Source organism: Streptomyces roseolus (genome assembly GCF_014649855.1).
In the GTDB taxonomy this organism is placed as follows: Bacteria; Actinomycetota; Actinomycetes; order Streptomycetales; family Streptomycetaceae; genus Streptomyces; species Streptomyces roseolus.
In genome coordinates, this window is sequence record NZ_BMTV01000008.1 from 79,927 (window position 1) to 106,467 (window position 26,541).

A 26,541-nucleotide genomic window follows, 5' to 3' on the forward strand; every position below is an offset into this window, starting at 1 on the left:
AGAAGCGGGTCATCCGGATCGGATGACCCGCTTCGTCGTTCCCGCCCGGCCGGTGGACATCGATGCGGCCCGTGTGAGCGCTGCGGTACCCTGGCGCCATGCGTGCCGTACGCCTCCTGCTTATCGAGCCGCGCTGACCAGTCCCGACGGGCGGAAGAGACCCCGTCGGAGTCGGCGCGGCGTCCCCTCCTGTGCGAGGGGATTTTTCATTTCGTGGCAGTTCGTGGCAGTGGGCAGAGACGATCGATGGAGCTTCTAGGACCATGACCGAGATCAACACGGCCGCCGAGACGGCGGCCCCGCATCGCTACACGGCGGCCATGGCCGCCGACATCGAGGCACGCTGGCAGGACGTCTGGGACGCCGAGGGCACCTACGAGGCGCCGAACCCCTCCGGTGACCTGGCGGGCGACCCCGAGGTCGCCGCCCGCCCCAAGAAGTTCATCATGGACATGTTCCCGTACCCCTCCGGTGCGGGCCTCCACGTCGGCCACCCGCTCGGCTACATCGCCACGGACGTCTTCGCCCGCCACGCGCGCATGACCGGCCACAACGTGCTCCACACCCTCGGCTTCGACGCCTTCGGCCTGCCCGCCGAGCAGTACGCCGTGCAGACCGGCACGCACCCGCGCGTGTCCACCGAGGCCAACATGGAGAACATGAAGGTCCAGCTGCGCCGGCTGGGCCTGGGCCACGACAAGCGCCGGTCGTTCGCCACGATCGACCCCGAGTACTACAAGTGGACCCAGTGGATCTTCCTGCAGATCTACAACTCCTGGTACGACACCGAGGCCGCCAAGGCCCGCCCGATCGCCGAGCTGATCGAGCAGTTCGAGAACGGCACCCGTGAGGTCCCCGGCTCCACGCGCGCGTGGGCCGAGCTGTCCGCCGCCGAGCGCGCCGAGGTCCTGGGCGAGTACCGCCTGGCGTACGCCTCCGACGCGCCGGTCAACTGGTGCCCCGGCCTGGGCACCGTCCTCGCCAACGAGGAGGTCACCGCCGACGGACGCTCCGAGCGCGGCAACTTCCCCGTCTTCAAGGCGAAGCTGCGCCAGTGGAACATGCGCATCACCGCCTACGCGGACCGCCTGCTGGACGACCTCGACGGCCTGGACTGGCCCGAGGCCATCAAGCTGCAGCAGCGCAACTGGATCGGCCGCTCCGAGGGCGCCCGCGTCGACTTCCAGGTCGGCGACACCGGTGCCATCACCGTCTTCACCACCCGCCAGGACACCCTCTTCGGCGCCACCTACATGGTCCTGGCCCCCGAGCACGACCTGGTCGAGAAGATCGTCCCGGCCGCCTGGCCCGAGGGCACCCACGACGTGTGGACCGGCGGCCACGCCACCCCCGCGGAGGCCGTCGACGCCTACCGCAAGCAGGCCGCCTCCAAGTCCGACGTCGAGCGCCAGGCCGACGCCAAGGAGAAGACCGGCGTCTTCACCGGCGCGTACGCGACCAACCCGGTCAGCGGCGAGCAGGTCCCCGTCTTCATCGCCGACTACGTCCTCATGGGCTACGGCACCGGCGCCATCATGGCCGTCCCCGCCCACGACGCCCGCGACTTCGCCTTCGCGCGCGCCTTCGAACTGCCGATGCGCTGCGTCGTCGAGCCGAACGACGACCGCGGCACCGACCCGTCCACCTGGGACGACGCCTTCGCCTCGTACGAGGCCAAGCTGGTCAACTCCGCCGGCGACGAGATCTCCCTGGACGGTCTGGGCGTCGTCGACGCCAAGGCGAAGATCACCGCCTGGCTCGCCGACCGCGGCATCGGCGAGGGCACCGTCAACTTCCGCCTCCGCGACTGGCTGTTCAGCCGCCAGCGGTACTGGGGCGAGCCCTTCCCGATCGTCTACGACGAGGACGGCGTCGCCCACGCGCTGCCCGAGTCGATGCTGCCGCTGGAGCTGCCCGAGGTCGAGGACTACTCGCCGCGGACCTTCGACCCGGACGACGCCGACACCCAGCCCGAGACCCCGCTCTCCCGCAACGAGGAGTGGGTCAACGTCACCCTCGACCTGGGCGACGGGCCGAAGAAGTACCGCCGCGAGACCAACACCATGCCCAACTGGGCCGGTTCCTGCTGGTACGAGCTGCGCTACCTCGACCCGCACAACGACCTGAAGCTGGTCGACCCGGCCATCGAGCAGTACTGGATGGGCCCGCGCGAGTCCATGCCCACCGGCGGCGTCGACCTGTACGTCGGCGGCGCCGAGCACGCCGTGCTCCACCTGCTGTACGCCCGCTTCTGGTCGAAGGTCCTCTTCGACCTGGGCCACATCTCCTCGGCCGAGCCCTTCCACAAGCTCTACAACCAGGGCATGATCCAGGCCTTCGTCTACCGCGACGCCCGCGGCATCGCCGTGCCGGCCGCCGAGGTCGAGGAGCGCGACGGCGCCTACTGGTACGAGGGCGAGAAGGTCAGCCGCGTCCTCGGCAAGATGGGCAAGTCCCTGAAGAACGCCGTCACGCCGGACGAGATCTGCGTCGAGTACGGCGCCGACACCCTGCGCCTGTACGAGATGGCGATGGGCCCGCTGGACGTCTCCCGCCCGTGGGACACCCGTGCCGTGGTCGGCCAGTACCGGCTGCTCCAGCGGCTGTGGCGCAACATCGTCGACGAGGCGACCGGCGAGGTCACCGTCGTGGACACCGCGCCCGACGAGGACACGCTGCGCGCCCTGCACAAGGCCATCGACGGCGTCGCGCAGGACATGGCAGCGATGCGCTTCAACACGGCCATCGCCAAGATCACCGAGCTGAACAACCACCTGACCAAGGCCGGCGGCGCGGTCTCCCGCCCCGTGGCCGAGCAGCTGGTGCTGCTGGTCGCCCCGCTCGCCCCGCACATCGCGGAGGAGCTGTGGCACCGCCTCGGTCACACCGACTCGGTCGTCCACCAGGACTTCCCGGTCGCCGACCCGGCGTACGTCGTCGACGAGACCGTGACCTGCGTCGTGCAGATCAAGGGCAAGGTCAAGGCCCGTCTGGAGGTCTCGCCGTCGATCACCGACGCCGAGCTGGAGGCGCTGGCGCTGGCCGACCCGCACGTCGTCGCGGCCCTCGGCGGGGCCGAGATCCGCAAGGTGATCGTGCGCGCGCCGAAGCTGGTGAACATCGTGGCCTGAACGGCCCCGGCGCTCCGAGAGCCCTGTGAGGCCCGCGTGCTCCGAGTCACCCGAGTGACCCGAGTGGTCCGGCGGGGCTAGGGGTTTCCCCTACGGGCAGGTTGGGGGTTCCGATGGAACCCTCCGCCTGCCCGTTCCGTTTACCGTGGAAGAACCACAGCCGTGGGACGCCGACGGAGCCTGAGGAGCGACACACCATGGAAGCCGCGATTGTCACGATCCTGGCGCTGCTCTTCCTCTCGTTCGTGGCGCTCGGGGTCTACGCCACGGTGAAGGTGGCCAAGGCTGCCAAGCGCGGCGTCGACCGGACGCTCGACCAGGCCAGGCGCACCGTCGAGGACACCACGCTGAAGGCCAAGAGCTTCGGGCAGGTCGGCGTCGCCGCCGAGCTGGCGAAGCTGCGGCTCGCGCTGCGCGGCTCGATGCGCGCCACCCAGGACGCGCTCCAGGCGGGGGCCGTCGAGGACGCGTCGCTGCGGGAATCGCTCGACCTCTTCGCCCGGCTCAGCGCGCACGGCCGCGAACTGGACGAGGACCTCAAGCGGCTGGAGCGGGAGCCCGACAAGGCGTACGTGGCCGGGCAGCTGGCCGCGCTCACCGAGCGGACCGAGCGGATCACCGGCTCGGCCGACGCGCTGCGGCGGGCCGCCCATGACCGGGCCCGCCGGTTCGCCGAGGACGACCTGGAGACGCTGAGCGCCCAGATCGACGTGGAGACGGGCGCGCTGCGCCACTGGACCACCGTCGACGGGGGGACGAACGGGACGGAGACGTCGCAGGCGTGGTACGAGTCGGCCCCCGGGACTCCGGAGCAGACGCCGGCCCAGCCGCGGCCGCAGGCCGGGGAGGCTCCGCAGGCGATCACGGCACCCGACCCCCGGACGACCGCGTACCCGTGGGAGAAGACGGCGCGGCCGGAGTCCGCGGGCTGACCGTCGGCACGGGCAGCTCCCGCCGGGAGGCGGCGGTGGACGGGGACCGGGGCCGGACGCTCCACGGCGCGGCGACAGCGGCTGTGACCCGGGCCGGGCTGCCGAGTGGCGGTCGCGGCGGGTAACCTCCCGCTCATGTCCCGGCATGTCGCGATCGTCACCGATTCCACGGCCTACCTGCCACCCCAGACGATGGAGCGGCACGCCATCACCGCGGTCCCGCTGACCGTCGTCATCGGCGACCGCGCCCTTCTGGAAGGCACCGAGATCTCGGCCAGATCGCTCGCCGAGGCGCTGCAGAAGCGGCGGTCCGTCACCACCTCCCGACCCAGCCCCGAGGTCTTCGCCGCCGCCTACCGCGAGGCCGCGGAGGCGGGCGCGCGGGGGATCGTCTCGCTGCACCTCTCCGCCGAGGTCTCCGGCACCTACGACGCCGCCGTGCTCGCGGCCAAGGAGGCGCCCGTTCCCGTACGGGTCGTGGACACCCGCATGATCGGCATGGCCCTCGGCTTCTGCGCGCTGGCGGCGGCGGAGGTCGTGGAGGGCGGGGGCTCGCTGGAGGAGGCGGTCGCGGCGGCCGAGAAGCGGGCCGGGGACACCTCCGCCTACTTCTACGTCGACACCCTCGACTACCTGCGCAGGGGCGGCCGGATCGGGACCGCGCAGGCGCTGCTCGGCTCCGCCCTCGCGGTGAAGCCGCTCCTCGAACTCGACGGAGGCCGCATCGAGCTGCGGGAGAAGGTGCGGACCGCGTCCAAGGCGATCGCGAGGCTGGAGGAGCTGGCCGCCGAGCAGGCGGGCTCCGGACCCGTCGACATCGCGGTCCACCACCTCTCCGCGCCGGAGCGGGCCGACGCGCTGGCCGAACGCCTGCGGGCCCGCGTCCCCGGGATCGGGGAGCTGCACGTCAGCGAGGTGGGCGCCGTGATCGGCGCGCACACCGGGCCGGGGCTGCTCGCGGTGGTCGTCTCACCGCGCTGAGACAGGCTCTCTCACCCTTGTGGGTGAGGGAGTTGTCCACAGGGCCGTCGCTGTCCACGGAAGCCGGAGGGCGACGGCACGGGGGTGGGGCGGAGCCTACCGTCGCAGACATGGATCTTCGTACGGCTTCTTCGTTCTCCGTTCCTTCTTCGACCTCGTCCCGTTCCGCCAGGGGCGGGCCCGGGCCGGTGGGGCCTCGGCGGGGTGCGCCGCCCGGGCGGGCGCGGCGGCGGGCCCGGGTGCGCCGCGTCCTGGCACCGCCCGGTCCGACCGGGGGTGAGACGGGCGTCGTGCGGGAGCGGGGGGACGCGCTCTTTCCGCCGCCGTCACCGCCTGTGCCGCCCCTGCCGTTGGCCGAGGAGCCGGCGGTGGCCGAGGAGCCCGTGGTCGAGGCCGTGGGGGAGCGGCGGTGGCGGGCGGCGGTGCGGGAGCGGCTGCCGTTGTGGGTGCAGACGCGGTGCGGACTGGAGCCGAGGTCGCTGGCGGCGCTCGCCGTGGTCCTCGTGGTGGCGGCCTGTGCGGCGGGCGGGTTCTTCTGGGCGGGGCGGCCGGAACAGGTGCGGGCGCCGGAGCTCGTGGGGGTCGCGCCGGTGGCGGCTTCGCCCGCCTCGGCGTCGGCGTCGGCAAGGCCTGGTGGAGGCGCCGGTCCTGGTGGAGGTGTCGGCCCCGGCGGGGGCGCGGCCGCGGCGGAGGTCGTCGTCGACGTGGCGGGGAAGGTGCGCCGGCCGGGGGTGCTGACGCTGCCGGCCGGGTCGCGGGTCGCGGACGCGCTGCGGGCCGCGGGGGGTGTGCGGGCGGGGGCGGACCTGACGGGGCTCAACCGTGCCAGGGTCCTCTTCGACGGTGAGCAGGTGCTCGTCGGGGTGGCCGGAGGGCCGGCCGGCGGGAGTACGACATCGGGCGCGGGACCGGGAGCGGGGACGGCCGGGAGCGGTGTGCCGTTGAGCCTCAACGCGGCGACGGCCGAGCAGTTCGACGGACTGCCGGGCGTGGGACCGGTACTCGCGCGGCGGATCGTCGACCACCGTACGGAGCGGGGCGGTTTCCGCTCGGTCGAGGAGTTGCGCGAGGTCGACGGGATCGGCGAGCGGCGCTTCGCGGACCTTCAGCCGTTGGTGCGGCCGTGACGCGGGACCAGGAGGGGTGGAAGGAGGAGCCGGCCGATCTGCGGCTCGTTCCGCCGGCGTTGGCCGCGTGGGCGGCGTCCGCGGCGGCACTGGGGGTGGCGGGCTGGTGGGCGGCGGCCGGGGTGGGGCTCTGCCTGGCCGGTGCGGTGGCGTTGTTGACGCCGGCGGTGGCGAGGTGGCTGACGAGGGGGCGGGATCCCGCTCAGGGCGGAGTGCCGGGCGGGGAGCCGGAAGGAGGGGCGTCGGGAGGAGGGGCTCGGGGTGGTGCGTCGCCGGGGTGGCGGCTGCGGGCCACCGCGTGGGCGGGGGTGTTGCTGTGCGCCGCGGCCGGGGCCGCTTCGGCGGGGTTGCACGCGGCGGATCTGCGACGGGGGCCGGTTCCCGTCCTGGCCGAGGCGTACGGGCGGGGCTGGGCGGAGGTGACGGTGACCTCGGATCCCCGGCTCACCCGGCCGCGGGTGAGCGGGCGGGCGATGGTGCCGGTGTCGGTGGTGATGGACGCCGAGGTGGTCCGGGTGGAGCGGACGGACGGGGCGGTCGTGCGGACCCGCGCGCCGGTGCTGCTGATCGTGCCGCCGGGGGAGGGGCGGGACGCCTGGCTACGGCTGCTGCCGTCCACGCGGCTGCGGGTCGCCGCCCGCTTCACGCCTCCCAGGGAACCCGGCGACCCGTACGCGGCCGTGCTGAAGTCCGGGGCCGGGCCGCCGCGGATCGTGGGACCGCCGAGCGCGCTCCAGCGGACGGCCGGCGAGTTGCGGGCCGGGCTGCGGGCGGCGACCGACGGGCTGGCGCCGGACGCGCGGGCGCTGCTCCCGGGCCTTGTCGTGGGGGACACCTCGCGGATCGGCACCGAGTTGCGGGACGCCTTCGAGGCCACGGATCTCATGCATGTGCTGGCCGTATCGGGGAGCAACCTCTCGATCGTGCTGCTCCTGCTCGTCGGGCGCCCGGGGCGGGCGCGGCGGGTGGAGCGGGGCGGGGTGGCTCCGAGGATCGGGCTCTCGCTGCGCGGCACCGCGCTGGCGGGGGCGGGGCTGACGGTGGCGTTCGTCGTCGTGTGCCGGCCCGATCCGAGCGTGCTGCGGGCGGCGGCCTGCGGGCTGGTCGCGCTGCTCGCGATCGCCACCGGGCGGAGGAGGTCGCTGATCCCGGCGCTGGCCGCGGTGGTGCTGGTCCTGGTGCTGTACGACCCCTGGCTGGCACGGAGTTACGGGTTCCTGCTGTCGGTGCTCGCGACCGGGGCGCTGCTGGTGGTGGCGCCGGGATGGAGCGAGGCGCTGCGGCGGCGCGGGGTGCCGGGGAGGATCGCGGAGGCGCTGGCCGCGGCGCTGGCGGCGCAGGCGGTGAGCGCGCCGGTCGTGGTGGTCTTCGCGGCCCGGACGAGTCTGGTGGCGATTCCGGCGAACCTCCTCGCGGAGCCGGCGGTGGCGCTCGCGACGGTGTTCGGCTTCGGGACGCTCGCGGTGGCGCCGGTGTGGGCGGCGGGAGCGGAGGGCCTGGCGTGGGTGGCGGGGTGGCCGGCCGGGTGGATCGCCCGGGTGGCCAGGACGGGGGCGGCGCTGCCGGGTGCGGAGCTGGCGTGGCCCGGCGGCTGGTGGGGAGGCGCGGCGCTGGCGCTCGTGACGGTCGCCGTGGTGGTCGGGGTGAGGCGGCTGCGGCACCGGACGTGGCCGGTGGTCGGGGTGGTCGTGCTGCTGGTGCTCGTGGTGGCCCGCCCGGTGCCGCTGGTGCGCTGGGTCAGCGGCTGGCCGCCGCCGGGCTGGGTGTTCGCGATGTGTCAGGTCGGCCAGGGGGACGCCACGGTGCTCGCGGCCGGCGAGGGCGCGGGGGTGGTGGTGGACGCGGGGCCGGATCCGGCGGCGGTGGACCGCTGCCTGCGCGAACTGGAGGTGAGACAGGTGCCGTTGCTGGTGCTGACGCACTTCCACGCCGACCATGTGGCCGGGCTTCCCGGGGTGTTGAAGGGACGGGGAGTCGGGGCGATCCAGACGACGGGGCTCGAAGAGCCGCCGGGGCAGGCGGAGTTCGTACGGAGGGAGGCGAGGGCCGCCGGGGTGCCGGTGGCGCGGGCGGAGCCGGGGGAGCGGCGGCGGGTCGGAGCGCTGGAGTGGCGGGTGCTGTGGCCACCGGCCGGGCCGGCGCCGCCGGACGGCGGGCCGAACGACGCCAGCGTCACGCTGCTGGTCCGGGGGCCGGGCGGGGTGAGCGTGCTGCTGCTCGGTGATCTGGAGCCGCCGGCGCAGCGGGCCCTGTGGCGGGCGCATCCGGAGCTGGGCGCGGTGGACGTGCTGAAGGTCGCCCACCACGGGTCCGCGCACCAGGACCCGGGGCTGACCGCTGCGGTGCGGCCGCGGCTGGCGCTGGTGTCCGCCGGCCGGGACAACCCGTACGGGCATCCGTCGCCCCGGACGCTGGCGGCGTTGCGGGCGGGCGGGGCGCGGGTGCTGCGGACGGACCTGGACGGGGCGATCGCGGTGGCGGGCGCGGGGAGGGGGCTGGTGGCGGTGGCGCGCGGCTGGTGACCCTCGAGGAAGGGCGTGCCGGCGGGAAGCACTTGTAAAGAAACGCTTGTAAAGGAGTCTTTCTATAGGTAATTTTAGATCATGACGGAGAACAGTGCGTCGCACCCCGAGGAAGAGAAGCGCCACAGCGTCAGGCTGACCGACCCCCGGGCGCTGCGGGCCTACGCCCACCCCCTGCGGATGACCCTGGTCGGGCAGCTGCGCCGGCACGGGCCGTTCACCGCCACCCGGGCCGCCGAGCTGACCGGCGAATCGGTGGCCAGCTGCTCGTACCACCTGCGGATACTCGCCAAGTACGGGCTCGTGGAAGAGGCGCCGGGCGGGCGCGGCAGGGAGAAGCCCTGGCGGGCCACCGCCCGGTACACCGAGTGGCCCGGCTACAGCGAGGACCCCTCGGTCGCGCAGGCGACCGACGAGCTCAACGTGGCTGTCGCCGAACGCTACTTCGGACGGTTCGCCCAGGTCCTGGAGAACCGGACGGGCGTCACGAAGGAGTGGCGGGAGGCCGAGCTGTTCGGGGACGCGCTGGTGTACCTCACCCCTGACGAGCTCCACGCCCTCGGGGAGCGGATCGACGAGCTGCTCGGTGCCTACCTCGGCCGTGAGGACGACCCGGCCGCCCGGCCCGAGGGTGCGCGGCCCGTCAGCTTTCTGAAGATCGCCTACCTGGACCCCGATCCCGGCCCCGACGACGACAAGGACTGACGAGAATGGGCCTCACCGCACGGGTTCCGGCGCTGCTGCGCGAGCGCACCTTCCGCCGCTACTGGACGGGGCAGACCGTCTCGCTCGTCGGAGACCAGATCTCCCTGATGGCGCTGCCGCTCGCCGCCGTCCTCGTGCTCGGGGCCGACGCCGCCCAGATGGGCTGGCTCAAGACCCTCGAACTCCTCCCGGCCCTGCTGCTCAACCTGCCCTTCGGGGCCTGGGCAGACCGGCGGGCCAACCGCCGCCGGATCATGATCGCCACGGATCTGGGGCGGGCCGCGCTGCTGCTCACCCTGCCCGTCGCCTACACCCTCGACCTGCTGACGCTGGGTCAGCTCTACCTCGTCGCCTTCGGGGTGGGCGCGCTGTCGGTGCTCTTCGAGGTCTGCAACTCCACGCTCTTCGCGTCCCTCGTCCCGACCGAGCGGTACGTGCAGGCCAACTCGCTGGTGAACGGAAGCCGTTCGATGGCCTGGCTGGCCGGACCCGGCATCGGCGGCGTCCTCGTCCAGGTGCTCACCGCTCCTCTGGCGCTGCTCGCGGACGCCCTCACCTATCTCGTGTCGGCGGGGTACCTGGCGAAGATACGGCCGGCCGAGCCCGCCCCGGCGCCCGTGACCAAGGGGCACTTCACGGAGGGGATGCGGTGGGTGCTGCGGGAGCCGTCGATGCGGGCGCTCTTCGCCGCCTCCGGCACCGTCCAGTTCTTCAACTACATGTTCCACACCCTCTTCGTGCTCTACGTGACCCAGGACCTCGGTCTCGGCGCGGGCCTGCTCGGCCTGGTGCTCGGCACCGGAGCCGTCGGCGGTCTGCTCGGGGCGATGTGGAGCGGGGCGGTCGTCCGCCGGCTCGGCATCGGCGGCTCCCTCGTCGCAGGCTTCCTCGGCTTCACCCTGCCGCTGGTCCTCATACCCGCGGCGGACGGACCGCTGCCGCTCGTCGTGGGAGTGCTGTTCGCCGCCGAGTTCCTGTCCTGCGTCGGCGTGATGATCGTCGACGTGGCCGCAGGCTCCTTCCAGATGGCGCTCATCCCCGAGACCATGCGCGCCAGGGTCATGGGAGCCTTCCGCACCCTGAACCACGGCTTCCGTCCCCTCGGGGCGCTCGCCGGAGGCGTGCTGGGCACCGCGGTCGGCCTCCGTCCCACCCTCTGGATCGCCACGGTGGGAGGCGTCTTCGCGGTCCTGTGGCTGCTGCCCTCGCCCCTGGCCCGCATGCGCGAACTGCCCTCCCGGGAGCGGGAATCGGCCGTCGCCGCCCCGTGACACCGGTGAACCGGCAGACTTCCCCCATGACTGATCACGAGAAGCCCGGGAGGCTGCCGGACACGGCCGTGGAGCGCTACCTGGAGCGCATCGGGGCCGCACGGCCGGAGCGGGCGGACGCCGGGGCGCTGCGGGAGCTGCACCTGAGACATCTGCTGGCCGTGCCCTTCGAGAACCTCTCGATCCACCTCGGGGAGGACATCGTCCTCGACGAGAGGGCGCTGGTGGACAAGGTGACGGTGGCCCGGCGGGGCGGGTTCTGTTACGAGCTGAACACCGCGTTCGCCGCGCTGCTCCGGGCGCTCGGCTACCGGGCCGAGCTGCTCCAGGCCCGGGTCCTCGGCCCGGACGGCCGGGTGGGGATCCCGTACGACCACATGGCGCTGCTCGTGGAGGACGCGGACGGGGGGCGCTGGCTGGCCGACGTGGGCTTCGGCGACCACAGCCACCTTCCCCTCGCCTTCGACGAGCGCGGGGAACAGGCCGACGCCTCCGGCGTCTTCGTGATCCGGGACGTCCCGGGGACGGACGGGGACCTCGACGTGGTGCGGGACGGAAGGCCTCAGTACCGGCTGGAGCCGCGACCGCGGGCGCTCGCGGACTTCGAGGCCGGCGCCTGGTACCACCGGACCTCGCCCGAGTCGCACTTCACCCGCGGGGTGATCTGCTCGCTGCTCACCGAGGACGGCCGGGTCAGCATCGGCGGCCGGAAGCTGTACCGGACGGTGGCCGGGGAGCGTACGGAACGGGAGCTCGGGACGGAGGAGGAACTGCGGGAGGCGTACCGGGAGCTGTTCGGGATCGTGCTCGACGAGCTGCCGACCGTGCCCGCGGCGGGGGAGAAAAGCAGGCCGAACCCATAATTCGGACTCGTCGGTAACAAGGTCGCGTTTGCCTCGAACGCCTCATGGGTGATCGAATGCGAACTCGTTGCATGGTGAACGAGTCGCACGGGGGTGCGTGAAGAATGTTCGGTGGCCTCTTCGGCAAGCGGGGGAGCGGTGGCGGCGTCCGGGACGGCGCGCTCGCCGGGTACGCCGTACCGGCCTCGGCGGGAGTGCTGAGCTGCCGGGTCCTCGACCCGGTGCACGAGCCGCTGCGGCAGGCCGAGTTCGCGCTCACGGACACGGCCGGCCGGAAGGTGCTGGGCGGGGAGACCGACCCGTACGGCACCCTCCTCGCCACCGTGCCGGCCGGTGAGTACCGGCTCGCCGTCACCTCCGACGGCTACACGCCGCACCACGTCACCGCCGTGATCGACCCGGGCGTCCACGCGGACCTCGGGGACGTCCTGCTCCAGGTCGCCCCGCAGCCGCCGCTGCCCGAGCCCGGCGACTGGGAGATCGACCCCACGCACTCCCAGATCGGGTTCACCGCCCGGCACATCGGCCTCGCGCGGATCCACGGGCGGTTCAACAGCTTCGCCGGCGCGATACGGATCGCCGAGCGCATGGAGCGGTCGGCGATGCACGTCGTCATCGACGCGGCCTCGATCGACACCGGGGTGCAGATGCGCGACGACCACCTGCGCTCCGGTGACTTCCTGGACATCGGCGTCCACCCGACCATCGAGTTCTTCAGCGAGCGCTTCACCCACCGCGGCGGCACCCGCTGGAACGTCACGGGCGCGCTCAGCCTCCACGGCGTGAACCGCACCGTCACGCTGGACACCCAGTACCTCGGCCTCGGCAGTGGCCTGGAGGGCGAGACCCGGAGTGCCTGCCGGGCCACCACCGAACTCCACCGCGAGGACTTCACCCTCACCTGGCAGACGCTGCTCGCCCGTGGTATCGCGGCGGTCGGCTCCAGCATCGCGATCGACCTGGACGTGCAGATCGTGCCGAAGGCGGCGGGGCGAGCGGGCTAGGGCGAGCGCCCAAATCGGCTAGGGGGCTTCCAGCCAGCCCTCGTGCTCGGCGGCGAGGTCGTCCAGCGCCGTCGGGTCGAGGCGGCCGTCCGGGTCCTCGACGACCACCAGCCACTGCGCGTCCTCGGCGTCGTCCTCGCCGGCCAGCGCGTCGCGGACCAGCTGCGGCTCCTCGGCCACCCCGAAGCGGGCGGACAGCTCCTCGGCGAGCTCCTCGGCGGCGTCGCGGTCGGGGAGCACCAGTACGTGTCGTTCACTCACCCGGCCATTCTCGCGCGGGGCGCCGCCGGAGCCGTGGCGGGGTTCGCTGTCGGTGGGCCGTGGGATGCTGGATCGCGATGGCCACCAGAAAGACTTCCAGCGACGACCTCCTCGGCCCCGTCACGCTCGCCGTGGGCCAGGAGGACCTGCTCCTCGACCGTGCCGTGCGGGAGGTGGTGGCGGCCGCGCGGGCCGCCGACGCCGACACCGACGTACGGGACCTCACTCCCGACCAGCTCCAGCCGGGGTCCCTCGCCGAACTCACCAGCCCCTCGCTCTTCGCCGAGCGGAAGGTGCTGGTCGTGCGGAACGCGCAGGACCTCTCGGCGGAGAGCGTCAAGGACGTGAAGGGGTACCTCGACGCGCCCGTCGAGGACATCACGCTCGTCCTGCTGCACGCGGGCGGGGCCAAGGGCAAGGGGCTCCTCGACGCGGCGCGCAAGGCCGGGGCGCGGGAGGTGGCCTGCCCCAAGACCACGAAGCCGGCGGAGCGGCTCACCTTCGTCCGGCAGGAGTTCCGCGCGCTCGGGCGGTCCGCCACGCCCGAGGCGTGCCAGGCGCTCGTCGACTCCATCGGCAGCGACCTGCGGGAGCTGGCCTCCGCGGCCGCGCAGCTGACGGCGGACGTCGACGGGACGATCGACGAGGCCGTCGTCGGGCGGTACTACACCGGGCGGGCCGAGGCCTCGTCCTTCAACGTCGCCGACCGGGCCGTGGAGGGCAGGGCGGCGGAGGCGCTGGAGGCGTTGCGCTGGTCGCTGTCGACCGGGGTCGCGCCCGTGCTCATCACGAGCGCGCTCGCGCAGGGGGTGCGGGCCATCGGCAAGCTCTCCTCCGCGCGGGGCGGACGGCCCGCCGACCTCGCGCGCGAGCTGGGCATGCCGCCGTGGAAGATCGACCGGGTGCGGCAGCAGATGCGGGGCTGGACCCCGGACGGCGTCGCGATGGCCCTGCGGGCGGTCGCGGAGGCGGACGCGGGGGTGAAGGGCGGCGGGGACGACCCGGAGTACGCCCTGGAGAAGGCGGTCGTCGCGGTCGCCCGAGCCGCGAGGGCGCGCCGCGCCTGACGGGCGTACGGGCGCGGCGCCGCGACGGGCGGCGCACCCGACGCGGGCCCTGGCGCGGCCTGCGGCGCGGCGCCGGGCGCGTGTGGCGTCGTCGCGGGAGGCGCGTGCCGTCGTGCGGGGTCGCACCCCGTGACGCGGGCCCTGTGGGTCGGCGCGGGGAGGGCCCTGCCGGGCCGACTCCGGTGCGGGGCGGGTCCCGCCGGGCCGGTTCCTGTGCAGGTCGATGGGCCGGGCGCACCGGTCGCACCGGTCGCGCGCCCCCGTCGTGGCATAGCGCCTTGAAACCCCACGCCCCGCCCCTCCCCGGACCCCGCCGGGGCGGAACCACCGACCCCGGCGCCCGAGCCCGGCGACCCGCGCGCCCCTACCCGGGGCTACGGCCTCCTGCCCGGGCCACGGCCCCAAGCCCCCGGACCCCTCTCACCTCGGGCCCGCGCCCGCCTGCGGGGCCGCGCCCCCGCCGGGCGCCCGCCCGGGGTTCGAGCCTGCCCGTCGGGCAGCGCCTCGGCTCCGGCGGGGCGCCCCGCCGGGGTTGTGCCTGCTCGGGGCCGCGCCCCACACCCGGCGGGCGCCCCCGCCTCGGACTGTGCCCGTTCCCCGGTTCGCGTCCCGAGCTCACCAGCCGCCGCGCCCCGGCCGTGCCCGCCCGACCGCCGCACCCGAGCCTGCCCCCCACTGGGCGCCCCGCCCCCGCCCCTGCCCCGCGCGCGTGCGGCCCCCAGCACCCCCCAGGCACCCCCCAAAAAAGCCAGAAGGCCCCGCCCCCTCCTGGGGAAGGAGGGAGCGGGGCCTTCTGGGTGGTGCTGGGGTGTCCCGTACACGCGTGGCGAACGCGTCTCGCGTACGGGGCGGGTGGCCGGGCGGGAGCGGTAGAGAGGGTCCGCTGGGTCCCGGCGGCCGGTGGAGCCTGGATCAGGAGATCCGGTCTCAGCCCTGGAGGGAGGCGACCTTGACAGCCAGCGCCGACTTCTTGTTGGCGGCGGCGTTCTTGTGGATGACACCCTTCGAGACAGCCTTGTCGAGCTGACGCGAGGCGGCACGGGCGGCCACGGTGGCCTTCTCGAGGTCGCCGGCGGCGACAGCCTCACGGGCCTTGCGGATCGCGGTCTTGAGCGACGACTTGACGGCCTTGTTGCGCAGGCGCGCCTTCTCGTTGGTCTTGTTCCGCTTGATCTGGGACTTGATGTTCGCCACTGAAAGAGCCTTTACAGGTTCGATGTTTCTTCAGGATGTGCCGCGCAGCTGAGAGGGCACACGAGACACAGCTGTCCACGGTATCAGGCGCTCTCCGGGCCGCCCAAACGAGGTCGCGTCACGCCCGAACCGGACGCCCGGCCGTGGGCATGGGACGATGGGGGCTACGTATCCGTTCCGAACACCGCCCCGAGACGAGAACCCTGCGTGCCCGCGACTCCTACCAACGTGCCCGAGCCGAGCCGTACCGACCCGGCTCTGATCCGCAACTTCTGCATCATCGCGCACATCGACCACGGCAAGTCCACGCTCGCCGACCGGATGCTCCAGCTGACCGGTGTGGTCGACCAGCGGCAGATGCGCGCCCAGTACCTCGACCGGATGGACATCGAGCGTGAGCGCGGCATCACGATCAAGTCCCAGGCGGTCCGGCTGCCCTGGGCCCCGACCGAGGGGCCGGAGCAGGGGCGGACGCACATCCTCAACATGATCGACACCCCCGGGCACGTCGACTTCACCTACGAGGTGTCGCGCTCGCTGGCCGCCTGCGAGGGCACGATCCTGCTGGTCGACGCGGCGCAGGGCATCGAGGCGCAGACCCTCGCGAACCTCTATCTCGCGATGGAGAACGACCTCACCATCGTCCCCGTGCTCAACAAGATCGACCTGCCGGCCGCCCAGCCGGAGAAGTTCGCCGACGAACTGGCCAACCTCATCGGCTGCCAGCCGGAGGACGTCCTCAAGGTCTCCGCGAAGACCGGCATGGGCGTCGAGGCGCTGCTCGACCGGGTCGTCCGGGACATCCCGGCGCCGGTCGGCGTCGCCGACGCGCCGGCCCGCGCGATGATCTTCGACTCCGTGTACGACTCGTACCGGGGCGTCGTGACGTACGTCCGTGTCGTCGACGGCCAGCTCAACAAGCGCGAGCGCATCAAGATGATGTCGACCGGCGCGACCCACGAGCTGCTGGAGATCGGCGTCTCCTCCCCGGAGATGACGCCGTCCGACGGTCTGGGCGTCGGCGAGGTGGGCTACCTCATCACCGGTGTGAAGGACGTCCGCCAGTCCAAGGTCGGTGACACGATCACCAGCCAGTCCAAGGGCGCCACCGAGGCCCTCGGCGGCTACAAGGACCCGAAGCCGATGGTCTTCTCGGGCCTCTACCCGCTGGACGGCTCGGAGTACCCGGACCTCCGCGAGGCCCTCGACAAGCTCCAGCTCAACGACGCCGCGCTGGTCTACGAGCCGGAGACCTCCGCCGCGCTCGGCTTCGGCTTCCGCGTCGGCTTCCTCGGCCTGCTGCACCTCGACGTGATCCGCGAGCGGCTGGAGCGCGAGTTCGGGCTCGACCTCATCGCCACCGCCCCCAACGTGGTCTACCGCGTGGTCATGGAGGACGGCAGCGAGCACACGGTCACCAACCCGAGCGAGTTCCCCGAGGGCAAGATCAGCGACGTGTACGAGCCCGTCGTGCGCGCCACGATCCTCGCCCCCAGCGAGTTCATCGGCGCGATCATGGAGCTCTGCCAGACCCGCCGCGGCACGCTGATCGGCATGGACTACCTCTCCGAGGACCGGGTGGAGATCCGCTACACCCTGCCCCTCGCCGAGATCGTCTTCGACTTCTTCGACCAGCTGAAGTCCAAGACCCGCGGATACGCCTCGCTCGACTACGAGCCCACCGGCGAGCAGGCGTCCAGCCTGGTCAAGGTCGACATCCTGCTGCACGGCGACAAGGTCGACGCCTTCTCCGCCGTCACCCACAAGGACGCCGCCTACGCGTACGGCGTGCGGCTCGTCGCCAAGCTGCGCGAGCTCATCCCGCGGCAGGCGTTCGAGGTGCCGATCCAGGCCGCCATCGGCTCCCGGGTCATCGCCCGCGAGACCATCCGCGCCATCCGCAAGGACGTCCTCGCCAAGTGCTACGGCGGCGACATCTCCCGTAAGCGGAAGCTGCTGGAGAAGCAGAAGGAAGGCAAGAAGCGCATGAAGATGGTCGGCTCGGTGGAGGTGCCCCAGGAGGCCTTCATCGCCGTCCTGTCGAGCGACGAATCCGGCGGTAAGTCGAAGAAGTAGCAGGAATCGGCCACCTCGTCGTGGACGGAACGGGTCCGCGTGCCTCCGGCGCGCGGACCCGTTCGTTATCCACCGTTATCCACAGGCCCTTACGCGCCGGACGTCGGCGCTCTAATCTGAAGCCCCCCACAGGTTACTCGTGAGTTAGTTACGTGGCCGTAGCCGCACATCCGTAGTTGTATGACCACCGCACCGCCAACAGGCATCGCCGCCGCCCGGAGGACGACGTGAGCGACAACCAGATCCAGATCGACGACCGGCTGCCCTCCGTCGCGGCCCTCTTCCTCGAACGGGTCGAGCGCACACCCGACGCGGAGGCCTACCGCTACCCGGTGCCCGCCGCCTCCGGCACCGGACCGGACGACTGGAAGTCGCTCAGCTGGGGCGAGGCCGCGCAGCGCGTCTTCGCCATCGCCGCCGGCCTGGTCGACCTCGGCGTACGGCCCGAGGAACGGGTCGCCCTCGCCTCCGCCACCCGCGTCGAGTGGATCCTCGCCGACCTCGGCGTGATGTGCGCCGGCGCGGCCACCACCACGGTCTACCCGCAGACCAACGCCGACGAGTCCGCCTTCATCCTCTCGGACTCCGAGTCGAAGGTGCTCATCGCCGAGGACGCCGCCCAGCTCGCCAAGGCCGTCGAGCGCCGCGCCGAGCTGCCCGGCCTCCACCACGTGGTGGTCATCGACCCCGAGGGCGCCGACACCTCCGACGAGTGGGTCCTCACCCTCGCCGAGCTGGAGGCGCGCGGAGCCGCGTACCTGGAGAAGCACCCCGAGGCGGTGAAGGAGCGGGTCTCCGCGATCACCCGCGAGCAGCTCGCCACCCTCATCTACACCTCCGGCACCACCGGCCGTCCCAAGGGCGTCCGCCTCCCGCACGACAACTGGTCGTACATGGCCAAGGCGATCGCCGCCACCGGCCTCGTCACCCGGAGCGACGTCCAGTACCTGTGGCTGCCGCTCGCCCACGTCTTCGGCAAGGTCCTCACCTCCGGCCAGATCGAGGTCGGCCACGTCACCGCCGTCGACGGCCGCGTCGACAAGATCATCGAGAACCTGCCGGTGGTCCAGCCGACCTACATGGCGGCCGTCCCCCGCATCTTCGAGAAGGTCTACAACGGCGTCGCCGCCAAGGCCCGGGCCGGCGGCGGAGCCAAGTACAAGATCTTCCAGTGGGCCGCCGGCGTCGGCCGCGAGTACGCCAAGGTCACCCAGGACAACTTCCGCCGCACCGGCACCGCCTCCGCGCCCTTCGGCCTCACCGCCAAGCACAAGGTGGCCGACGCCCTCGTCTTCGCCAAGATCCGCGAGGCCTTCGGCGGCCGGCTGCGCGCCTGCATCTCCGGCTCCGCCGCCCTCGCCCCCGAGATCGGCTACTTCTTCGCCGGCGCCGGCGTCCACATCCTGGAGGGATACGGCCTGACGGAGTCCTCCGCCGCCTCCTTCGTCAACCCCGGCGAGGCCTACCGCACCGGCACCGTCGGCAAGCCGCTCCCCGGCACCGAGGTCCGCATCGCCGACGACGGCGAGATCCTGCTCCGCGGCCCCGGCATCATGGAGGGCTACCACGGCCTCCCCGAGAAGACCGCCGAGGTCCTGGAGGCCGACGGCTGGTTCCACACCGGCGACATCGGCGAGCTCTCCGCCGACGGCTACCTGCGGATCACCGACCGCAAGAAGGACCTCATCAAGACCTCCGGCGGCAAGTACATCGCCCCGGCCGAGGTCGAGGGCCAGTTCAAGGCCGTGTGTCCCTTCGTCTCCAACATCCTCGTCCACGGCGCCGACCGGAACTACTGCACCGCCCTCATCGCCCTCGACGAGCCCGCCCTCCTCGGCTGGGCCGCCGAGCACGGCCTGGGCGGCAAGTCGTACGCCGAGGTCGTCGCCGCCCCGGAGACGGTCAAGCTGATCCAGGGCTACGTCGACCGCCTCAACGAGGGCCTCCAGCGCTGGCAGACGATCAAGAAGTTCCGCCTCCTGCCCCGCGACCTCGACATCGAGCACGGCGAGCTCACCCCGTCCCTGAAGCTCAAGCGCCCGGTCGTCGAGCGCGAGTACAAGGACCTGATCGACGACATGTACGCGGGCTCGCGCGAGGCCTGACCGGCGCGGGCCGCCACCGGGGCGGTACGGGCGGGCGGTACGGGACAATGGGTCCCATGCCTTCCGTACTGCCCGATGGTGAGCCCATGCCCGAGGACGGGGCGCTGCCCCCGCACGCCCTGGAGGGGGCGGGGGAGCGGCCGCTCGGGTTCTACCTGCACGTGCCGTACTGCGCCACGCGGTGCGGCTACTGCGACTTCAACACGTACACCGCGAGCGAGCTGCGCGGTGCCGGCGGGGTGCTCGCCTCGCGGGACAACTACGCGGGGCAGGTCGTCGAGGAGATCCGGCTCGCCCGCAAGGTCCTCGGGGACGACCCGCGGCCGGTGCGGACGGTCTTCGTCGGCGGCGGAACGCCCACGCTGCTCGCCGCCGGGGACCTCGTACGGATGCTGGGGGCGATCCGGGACGAGTTCGAGCTCGCGGACGACGCCGAGGTGACGACCGAGGCGAATCCGGAGTCCGTGGACCCGGAGTACCTCGCCGAGCTGCGCGCCGGGGGGTTCAACCGGATCTCCTTCGGCATGCAGAGCGCCCGGCCGCACGTACTGAAAATCCTCGACCGGACCCATACGCCCGGGCGGCCCGAGGAGTGCGTCGCGGAGGCGCGGGCGGCCGGGTTCGAGCACGTCAACCTCGACCTGATCTACGGCACGCCGGGTGAGTCCGACGACGACTGGCGGGCCTCGCTCGACGCGGCCCTCGGCGCCGGCCCCGACCACGTCAGCGCGTACGCCCTCATCGTCGAGGAGGGGACGCAGCTGGCGCGGCGCATCCGGCGCGGCGAGGTGCCGATGACCGACGACGACGTGCACGCGGACCGGTACCTGATCGCCGACGAGGCCTTCGAGGCGGCCGGATACTCCTGGTACGAGGTGTCCAACTGGGCGACCTCCGAAGCGGGGCGCTGCCTGCACAACGAGCTGTACTGGCGCGGCGCGGACTGGTGGGGGGCCGGACCCGGCGCCCACTCGCACGTGGGCGGGGTGCGGTGGTGGAACGTCAAGCATCCCGGCGCGTACGCGGCGGCGCTCGGGGCCGGGAAGTCGCCCGGCGCGGGGCGCGAGGTGCTGTCCGGGGAGGACCGGCGGGTCGAGCGGATCCTGCTGGAGCTGCGGCTCCGGGAAGGGGTCGAGCTGGGGCTGCTGAGGCCCGCGGGGCTCGACGCGTCGCGGAAGGCGCTGTCCGACGGGCTGCTCGACGCGGAGGCGTACGGTGCGGGGCGGGCCGTGCTGACCCTGCGGGGACGGCTGCTTGCCGACGCGGTGGTGCGGGACCTGGTGGACTAGGGCGCCGGTCCTGTGGTGCGGGACCCGGTGGATCGGCGGGTCGCTCCTGTGGTGCGGGTGCGGGCGCAGGAGCCTGGGCGCGGCCGGGCGCGCCGTTCCGCCGTGCCCGCCCGTTCCTCCTCCGAGGACTTCGTCCGGGGGCCGGCGGAACGCGTGCCCGCGACGGAACTAGGCCGTCACGAAGTCGATCAGTTCCTCCACGCGGCCCAGGAGGGCCGGTTCCAGGTCCTTGTAGGACGTGACCCGCTTCAGGATGGCCTGCCAGACCGCGCCCGTGTTGTCCGACGGCCAGCCGAGGGCCCGGCAGGTGCCGGTCTTCCAGTCCTGGCCCCTCGGGACCTCCGGCCAGGCGGGGATGCCGAGGACGGACGGTTTCACGGCCTGCCAGATGTCGACGTAGGGGTGGCCCACCACCAGGACGTGCTCCGAGGCCACCTCGGTGGCGATGCGGGACTCCTTGGAGCCGGGGACCAGGTGGTCCACCAGGACGCCCAGGCGGGCGTCCGGGCCGGGGGCGAAGCCGGCGACGATCTCCGGGAGGTGGTCGACGCCCTCCAGGTACTCCACCACCACGCCCTCGACCCGCAGGTCGTCGCCCCAGACCCGCTCGACCAGCTCGGCGTCGTGGCGGCCCTCCACGTAGATGCGGCTCGCCCGCGCCACACGCGCGCGTGCCCCCGGGACCGCGACCGAACCGGAGGCCGTACGGGAGGGGCGGGACGGGGCGGGGGAGGCGGGGCGCACCAGGGTCACCACGCGGCCCTCCAGGAGGAAGCCGCGGGGCTCCAGCGGGAAGACCCGGTGCTTGCCGAAGCGGTCCTCCAGGGTCACCGTGCCCGCCTCGCAGCGGATCACCGCCCCGCAGAAACCCGTCGCCACCTCCTCGACCACCAGGTCCGGGTCGGCCGGGACCTCGGGGGCGGGGGCCTGCTTCTTCCACGGCGGGGTGAGATCGGCGTCGTAGCTGCGCATTCCGGGGACGCTACGACACCCCGAAGCGGCGTGCCAGCTCATCGCGTTGGCGTCGGACGAAGGCCGCGTCCACCACGGCGCCGTGACCGGGGACGTACAGGGCGTCCTCGCCGCCGAGGGCGAGGAGGCGGTCGAGGGCGTCGGGCCAGCGGGCACCGGTCGCGTCGGGGCCCGCCTGGGGTTCGCCGGACTCCTCGACGAGGTCGCCGCAGAAGACGGTCTCGCGCTCGCCGGGGACGAAGACGGCGAGGTCGTGGCCGGAATGGGCCGGGCCCAGGTTCGCCAGGAGGACCTGGCGGCCGCCGAGGTCGAGGGTCCATTCGCCGGTGACCGTGTGGCGCGGCGCCACCAGGGCCTCGGCCGCCTCCGCCGCGGCCCGCTCGTCGGCCCCCTGGCGCACCGCGTCCTCGTACAGCTCCTCGCGGGTGCGGGCGGAGCCGAGGAGCCCGTCCGTGCCGACCGCGCCGAAGACCTCCGCGCCGGCGAAGGCGGCGGTGCCCAGGACGTGGTCGAAGTGGGGGTGGCCGAGTGCGATGTGCGTCACGCGCCGGCCGCCGGTGATCGCCTCCGCCTGGGCCCGGATCGCGGCGCCCTCGGCGAGCGTGGAGCCCGTGTCGTAGAGCAGGACGGCCTTGTCCCCCACGACGAGTCCGGTGGTCGCGTCCCACCCGGGGAGCCGTCGGCGGCCCACTCCGGCCGCGAGCCGTTCCCACCCCTGAGCCGCCCAGACCGCTTCGTCGATGTCCATGGCTCCGACGCTAGCGGGTCCGCCTCCTTGCCAGGAGCGACGGCCCCGGCCGTACACTGGCCGGGGGATTCCTGGCACTCGGGCAGGGTGAGTGCCAAAAGCGGAGCAACCGGAACGGCCGGAACGGGAGGTGTGCGCGTGCTCAGCGAACGCAGACTCGAGGTACTGCGCGCCATCGTCCAGGACTATGTCGGGACGGAGGAGCCGGTCGGCTCCAAGGCGCTCACCGAGCGCCACAAGCTGGGCGTGTCACCCGCCACCGTGCGCAACGACATGGCCGTGCTGGAGGAGGAGGGGTACATCGCCCAGCCTCACACCAGCGCCGGACGGATCCCCACGGACAAGGGTTACCGCCTCTTCGTGGACCGGCTGGCGGGCGTCAAGCCGCTGTCGACCCCCGAGCGGCGCGCCATCCACAACTTCCTCGACGGCGCCGTGGACCTCGACGACGTCGTGGGCCGCACGGTGCGGCTGCTCGCGCAGCTGACCCGGCAGGTCGCCGTCGTGCAGTACCCGTCGCTGACCCGCTCCTCGATCCGTCACGTCGAGCTGCTGTCGCTGGCCCCTGCCCGGCTGATGCTCGTCCTGATCACGGACACCGGGCGGGTCGAGCAGCGGGTGATCGACTGCCCGGCGCCCTTCGGCGAGACCTCCCTCGCCGACCTGCGGGCCCGGCTCAACAGCCGGGTCGGCGGCCGTCGCTTCGCCGACGTGCCGCAGCTGGTGCAGGACCTCCCCGAGTCCTTCGAGGAGGCCGAGGAGCGCGCCACGGTCTCGACCGTGCTCGCGACGCTCCTGGAGACGCTCGTGGAGGAGCACGAGGAGCGGCTGATGATCGGCGGCACCGCCAATCTCACCCGCTTCGGACACGACTTCCCGCTGACGATCCGGCCCGTCCTGGAGGCACTCGAGGAGCAGGTCGTGCTCCTCAAGCTGCTCGGCGAGGTCAAGGAATCGGGCATGACCGTACGCATCGGCCATGAGAACGCCTACGAGGGGTTGAACTCCACGTCGGTCGTCTCGGTCGGCTACGGTTCGGGCGGCGAGGCAGTCGCCAAACTCGGCGTGGTCGGACCGACCCGCATGGACTACCCCGGAACGATGGGAGCGGTACGCGCAGTGGCACGTTACGTCGGACAGATCCTGGCGGAGTCGTAAGTGGCCACGGACTACTACGCCACACTCGGTGTGCGCCGCGACGCTTCCCAGGACGAGATCAAGAAGGCCTTCCGCCGCCTCGCCCGCGAGCTTCACCCGGACGTCAACCCGGACCCGAAGACGCAGGAGCGGTTCAAGGAGATCAACGCCGCCTACGAGGTCCTCTCGGACCCGCAGAAGAAGCAGGTCTACGACCTGGGCGGCGACCCGCTCTCCTCCTCCGGCGGCATGGGCGGCGGAGGCGGCTTCGGAGCGGGCGGCTTCGGCAACTTCTCCGACATCATGGACGCCTTCTTCGGCACGGCCGGGCAGCGCGGGCCGCGCTCGCGGACCCGCCGCGGCCAGGACGCCATGATCCGTCTGGAGATCGACCTCAACGAGGCGGCCTTCGGCACCACCAAGGACCTCCAGGTCGACACGGCCGTCGTCTGCGGCACCTGCTCGGGCGAGGGCGCCGCCCCCGGCACCGCCGCGCAGACCTGCGACATGTGTCACGGCCGCGGCGAGGTCTCCCAGGTCACCCGGTCGTTCCTCGGCCAGGTCATGACCTCCCGGCCCTGCCCCCAGTGCCAGGGCTTCGGCACCGTCGTCCCGACCCCGTGCCCCGAGTGCGCGGGCGACGGCCGGGTGCGGTCCCGCCGCACCCTGACGGTGAAGATCCCCGCCGGTGTCGACAACGGCACCCGGATCCAGCTCGCGGGCGAGGGCGAGGTCGGCCCCGGCGGCGGCCCCGCCGGCGACCTGTACGTCGAGATCCAGGAGACCCCGCACGAGGTCTTCCAGCGGCGCGGCGACGACCTGCACTGCACGGTCACCCTCCCGATGACGGCGGCGGCGCTCGGCACCAAGGTGCAGCTGCAGACGCTCGACGGCCTGGAGGAGATCGACATCCGCCCGGGCACCCAGTCCGGGCAGTCGGTCCCGCTGCACGGCCGGGGCGTCACCCACCTGCGGGGCAACGGCCGCGGCGACCTCATCGTCCACGTCGAGGTGCAGACCCCGACCAAGCTCGACCCCGAGCAGGAGCGACTCCTGCGCGAACTGGCCAAGCTGCGCGGCGAGGAGCGGCCCACGGGTCAGTTCCAGCCCGGGCAGCAGGGTCTGTTCTCGCGGCTCAAGGACGCCTTCAACGGGCGCTGAGCGGGCGGGCCCGAGCCCTGAACGGGCGCCGGGCCCGGCCGGCATGATCGGTGAGTGAGAGGGGCGGCACTCTGAGTGCCGCCCCTTTCCCGTGCGCCGGAACGGGCATGACACGATGCCCATATGTCCACCACCGCACTGAACGATCTCTTCCGGTACCCGATCGTGCAGGCCCCCATGGCGGGTGGCGCTTCCTGTCCGGAGCTCGTCGGCGCCGTCGCCGAGGCCGGTGCGCTCGGCTTCCTCGCCGCCGGGTACAAGACGGCCGGCAGCCTCTACCAGGAGATCAAGCAGGTCCGCGGGCTCACCGGACAGCCCTTCGGCGTCAACGTCTTCATGCCCCAGACCGACCCCGGCGCCGACCCGGCGGCCATCGAGGTCTACCGCCACCAGCTCGCCGGGGAGGCCGGCTGGTACCGCACCGCCCTCGGCGAGACCGACGACGGCCGCGACGACGGCTACGAGTCCAAACTGGCGATCCTCCTGGAGGACCCGGTCCCCGTCGTCTCCTTCACCTTCGGCTGCCCGAAGCCCGAGACCTTCGAGGCCTTCGCCCGCGCCGGTACGTACACGATCGTCACCGTCACCTCCGCCGAGGAGGCCCGGACGGCCCAGGCGGCCGGTGCCGACGCGCTCTGCGTCCAGGGCGTCGAGGCGGGCGGCCACCAGGGCACGTACCGCGACGACCCCGCCGACGAACAGCCCGGCACCGGGCTCCTCGCCCTGCTCGCCCAGGTCGGGGAGGTCGCCACGCTGCCGCTGGTCGCCGCCGGCGGCCTGATGCGCGGCGCGCAGATCGCCGCCGTCCTCGCCGCCGGGGCCGGCGCCGCCCAGCTCGGCACCGCCTTCCTCGTGTGCCCCGAGTCCGGTGCCCATCCGCTGCACAAGCGGGCCCTGACCGACCCGCTCTTCCACCGCACCGCCCTCACCCGCGCCTTCTCCGGGCGGCCGGCCCGCGGGCTCGTCAACCGCTTCATGCGCGAGCACGGCCCGTACGCCCCCGCCGCCTACCCCGAGGTCCACCACCTCACCGCCCCGCTGCGGAAGGCCGCCGCCACCGCCGGGGACGCCCAGGGCATGGCCCTGTGGGCCGGGCAGGGCCACCGCCTCGCCCGCGAGCTGCCCGCCGGGGAACTGGTCCGGGTGCTCGCCGCCGAACTCGACACCGCCCTCACCGACCTCGCCGACCCGGCCCCCAGGAGTGCCTCATGACCGCCCCCGTCTTCGTCGTCGACGCCGTGCCCGGCGCCGGCACCTTCGTCCTGGAGGGACCCGAGGGACGGCACGCCGTCTCCGTGAAGCGCCTCCAGGCCGGCGAGGCGCTCGTCCTCACCGACGGCCGGGGCCACTGGGCCGACTGCGCGGTGCGGGACACCGAGGGCAAGGACCGGCTGACCGTCGAGGTGACGGCCGCGCACGAGGAGCCCGCGGAGGAGCCCCGGATCACCGTCGTCCAGGCCCTCCCCAAGGGCGACCGGGGCGAACTCGCCGTCGAGACCATGACCGAGACCGGCGTCGACGCGATCGTGCCGTGGGCCGCCTCCCGCTGCATCACCCAGTGGCGCGGCGACCGCGGGCTCAAGGCGCTCGCCAAGTGGCGCGCCACCGCCCGAGAGGCCGGCAAGCAGTCCCGCCGCACCCGCTTCCCCGAGGTCGCCGAGCTCATGACCACCAAGCAGGTCGCCCAGCTGCTCGCGGGCGCCGACTTCGCGGCCGTGCTGCACGAGGACCGCGACCACCCCAGCGGCGCCCTCGCCACCGCCGAGCTCCCCGCGAAGGGCTCGATCGTGCTCGTCGTCGGCCCCGAGGGCGGGGTCTCCCCGGAGGAGCTGGCCGCCTTCGAGGCGGCCGGAGCGCGGCCGTACCGGCTCGGCCGGAGCGTCCTGCGGACCTCCACGGCGGGCACGGCGGCGACCGCCCTCGTCCTCGGCCGCACCGGCCGCTGGGGGTAGAACCCGGCACGAGGGCCGTCGCGGGGGCCGTTGTCCACAGGGG

The 26,541-nt window shown here is 73.2% G+C and carries 21 protein-coding genes; 17 read left to right on the plus strand and 4 right to left on the minus strand.

Features of this window, described 5'->3' with window-relative positions; all coding sequences use genetic code 11:
* The first annotated feature begins 263 nt into the window (after positions 1-263).
* From leuS to IE245_RS11715, 9 genes are all read left to right on the plus strand, one after another.
* Positions 264-3,131 carry a leucine--tRNA ligase gene (leuS, locus tag IE245_RS11675; protein ID WP_189946733.1) on the plus strand — a complete coding sequence of 956 codons (2,868 nt, stop codon included), beginning with the start codon at positions 264-266 and terminating at the stop codon, positions 3,129-3,131.
* 197 nt (positions 3,132-3,328) lie between these two features.
* Positions 3,329-4,063 (plus strand): hypothetical protein, encoded by a 735-nt coding sequence (locus IE245_RS11680; protein WP_189946734.1) that lies wholly within the window; start codon positions 3,329-3,331, stop codon positions 4,061-4,063.
* Between the two features lie 135 nt (positions 4,064-4,198).
* Positions 4,199-5,044: a DegV family protein gene (locus tag IE245_RS11685; protein ID WP_189946735.1), complete on the plus strand. Its 846-nt coding sequence runs from the start codon at positions 4,199-4,201 to the stop codon at positions 5,042-5,044.
* A gap of 368 nt (positions 5,045-5,412) precedes the next feature.
* Positions 5,413-6,171, plus strand: a complete 759-nt coding sequence (locus IE245_RS11690; protein WP_373305309.1) for a ComEA family DNA-binding protein — start codon at positions 5,413-5,415, stop codon at positions 6,169-6,171.
* Positions 6,168-8,693, plus strand: a complete 2,526-nt coding sequence (locus IE245_RS11695) for a ComEC/Rec2 family competence protein (protein ID WP_229851225.1) — start codon at positions 6,168-6,170, stop codon at positions 8,691-8,693. Before IE245_RS11690 ends, IE245_RS11695 begins: the two co-directional genes overlap by 4 nt.
* Positions 8,694-8,774: 81 nt before the next feature.
* Complete coding sequence (locus tag IE245_RS11700) at positions 8,775-9,398, plus strand: winged helix-turn-helix domain-containing protein (RefSeq protein WP_189946737.1); 624 nt, start codon at positions 8,775-8,777, stop codon at positions 9,396-9,398.
* Positions 9,399-9,403: 5 nt separating this feature from the next.
* Positions 9,404-10,669: an MFS transporter gene (locus IE245_RS11705; protein WP_189946738.1), complete on the plus strand. Its 1,266-nt coding sequence runs from the start codon at positions 9,404-9,406 to the stop codon at positions 10,667-10,669.
* Positions 10,670-10,695: 26 nt separating this feature from the next.
* The gene (locus tag IE245_RS11710) at positions 10,696-11,532 is read left to right on the plus strand and encodes an arylamine N-acetyltransferase family protein (protein WP_189946739.1); all 837 of its coding nucleotides are present in this window, start codon (positions 10,696-10,698) and stop codon (positions 11,530-11,532) included.
* A gap of 104 nt (positions 11,533-11,636) precedes the next feature.
* Positions 11,637-12,536, plus strand: a complete 900-nt coding sequence (locus IE245_RS11715; RefSeq protein ID WP_189946740.1) for a YceI family protein — start codon at positions 11,637-11,639, stop codon at positions 12,534-12,536.
* 18 nt (positions 12,537-12,554) lie between these two features.
* On the opposite strand, the gene IE245_RS11720 is transcribed toward IE245_RS11715, so the two are convergent.
* Complete coding sequence (locus IE245_RS11720; protein ID WP_189946741.1) at positions 12,555-12,797, minus strand: hypothetical protein; 243 nt, start codon at positions 12,795-12,797, stop codon at positions 12,555-12,557.
* 77 nt (positions 12,798-12,874) lie between these two features.
* Between IE245_RS11720 and holA the strand changes: the two genes are divergently transcribed.
* The gene (gene holA / locus IE245_RS11725; RefSeq protein WP_189946742.1) at positions 12,875-13,864 is read left to right on the plus strand and encodes a DNA polymerase III subunit delta; all 990 of its coding nucleotides are present in this window, start codon (positions 12,875-12,877) and stop codon (positions 13,862-13,864) included.
* A 927-nt stretch (positions 13,865-14,791) separates the two neighbouring features.
* Here the strand turns inward: holA and rpsT are convergent.
* Positions 14,792-15,058: a 30S ribosomal protein S20 gene (gene rpsT / locus IE245_RS11730; RefSeq protein WP_043221497.1), complete on the minus strand. Its 267-nt coding sequence runs from the start codon at positions 15,056-15,058 to the stop codon at positions 14,792-14,794.
* 207 nt (positions 15,059-15,265) lie between these two features.
* Between rpsT and lepA the strand changes: the two genes are divergently transcribed.
* The 3 genes from lepA (at position 15,266) to hemW (ending at position 20,528) form a co-directional block, all read left to right on the plus strand.
* Complete coding sequence (gene lepA, locus IE245_RS11735) at positions 15,266-17,134, plus strand: translation elongation factor 4 (RefSeq protein WP_189946743.1); 1,869 nt, start codon at positions 15,266-15,268, stop codon at positions 17,132-17,134.
* Positions 17,135-17,361: 227 nt separating this feature from the next.
* Positions 17,362-19,239 (plus strand): AMP-dependent synthetase/ligase, encoded by a 1,878-nt coding sequence (locus tag IE245_RS11740; protein WP_189946744.1) that lies wholly within the window; start codon positions 17,362-17,364, stop codon positions 19,237-19,239.
* A 47-nt stretch (positions 19,240-19,286) separates the two neighbouring features.
* Entirely contained in the window at positions 19,287-20,528 is a 1,242-nt protein-coding gene (gene hemW, locus IE245_RS11745; RefSeq protein ID WP_189946745.1) for a radical SAM family heme chaperone HemW, read from the plus strand.
* A 168-nt stretch (positions 20,529-20,696) separates the two neighbouring features.
* On the opposite strand, the gene IE245_RS11750 is transcribed toward hemW, so the two are convergent.
* Both IE245_RS11750 and IE245_RS11755 read right to left on the minus strand, forming a co-directional pair.
* A complete protein-coding gene (locus IE245_RS11750; RefSeq protein WP_189946746.1) occupies positions 20,697-21,500 on the minus strand; it encodes a DUF3097 domain-containing protein in 804 nt (267 codons plus the stop codon).
* Positions 21,501-21,510: 10 nt separating this feature from the next.
* Positions 21,511-22,248 (minus strand): MBL fold metallo-hydrolase, encoded by a 738-nt coding sequence (locus IE245_RS11755; RefSeq protein WP_189946747.1) that lies wholly within the window; start codon positions 22,246-22,248, stop codon positions 21,511-21,513.
* A gap of 138 nt (positions 22,249-22,386) precedes the next feature.
* On the opposite strand from IE245_RS11755, the gene hrcA reads away from it, so the two are divergent.
* The 4 genes from hrcA (at position 22,387) to IE245_RS11775 (ending at position 26,498) form a co-directional block, all read left to right on the plus strand.
* Positions 22,387-23,406: a heat-inducible transcriptional repressor HrcA gene (hrcA, locus tag IE245_RS11760; protein ID WP_189946748.1), complete on the plus strand. Its 1,020-nt coding sequence runs from the start codon at positions 22,387-22,389 to the stop codon at positions 23,404-23,406.
* On the plus strand, positions 23,407-24,546 hold the full coding sequence (gene dnaJ / locus IE245_RS11765) for a molecular chaperone DnaJ (RefSeq protein ID WP_189946749.1): 1,140 nt from the start codon (positions 23,407-23,409) through the stop codon (positions 24,544-24,546).
* A gap of 123 nt (positions 24,547-24,669) precedes the next feature.
* Complete coding sequence (locus tag IE245_RS11770; protein WP_189946750.1) at positions 24,670-25,758, plus strand: nitronate monooxygenase; 1,089 nt, start codon at positions 24,670-24,672, stop codon at positions 25,756-25,758.
* The gene (locus IE245_RS11775) at positions 25,755-26,498 is read left to right on the plus strand and encodes a 16S rRNA (uracil(1498)-N(3))-methyltransferase (protein WP_189946751.1); all 744 of its coding nucleotides are present in this window, start codon (positions 25,755-25,757) and stop codon (positions 26,496-26,498) included. Before IE245_RS11770 ends, IE245_RS11775 begins: the two co-directional genes overlap by 4 nt.
* Positions 26,499-26,541 lie beyond the last annotated feature (43 nt).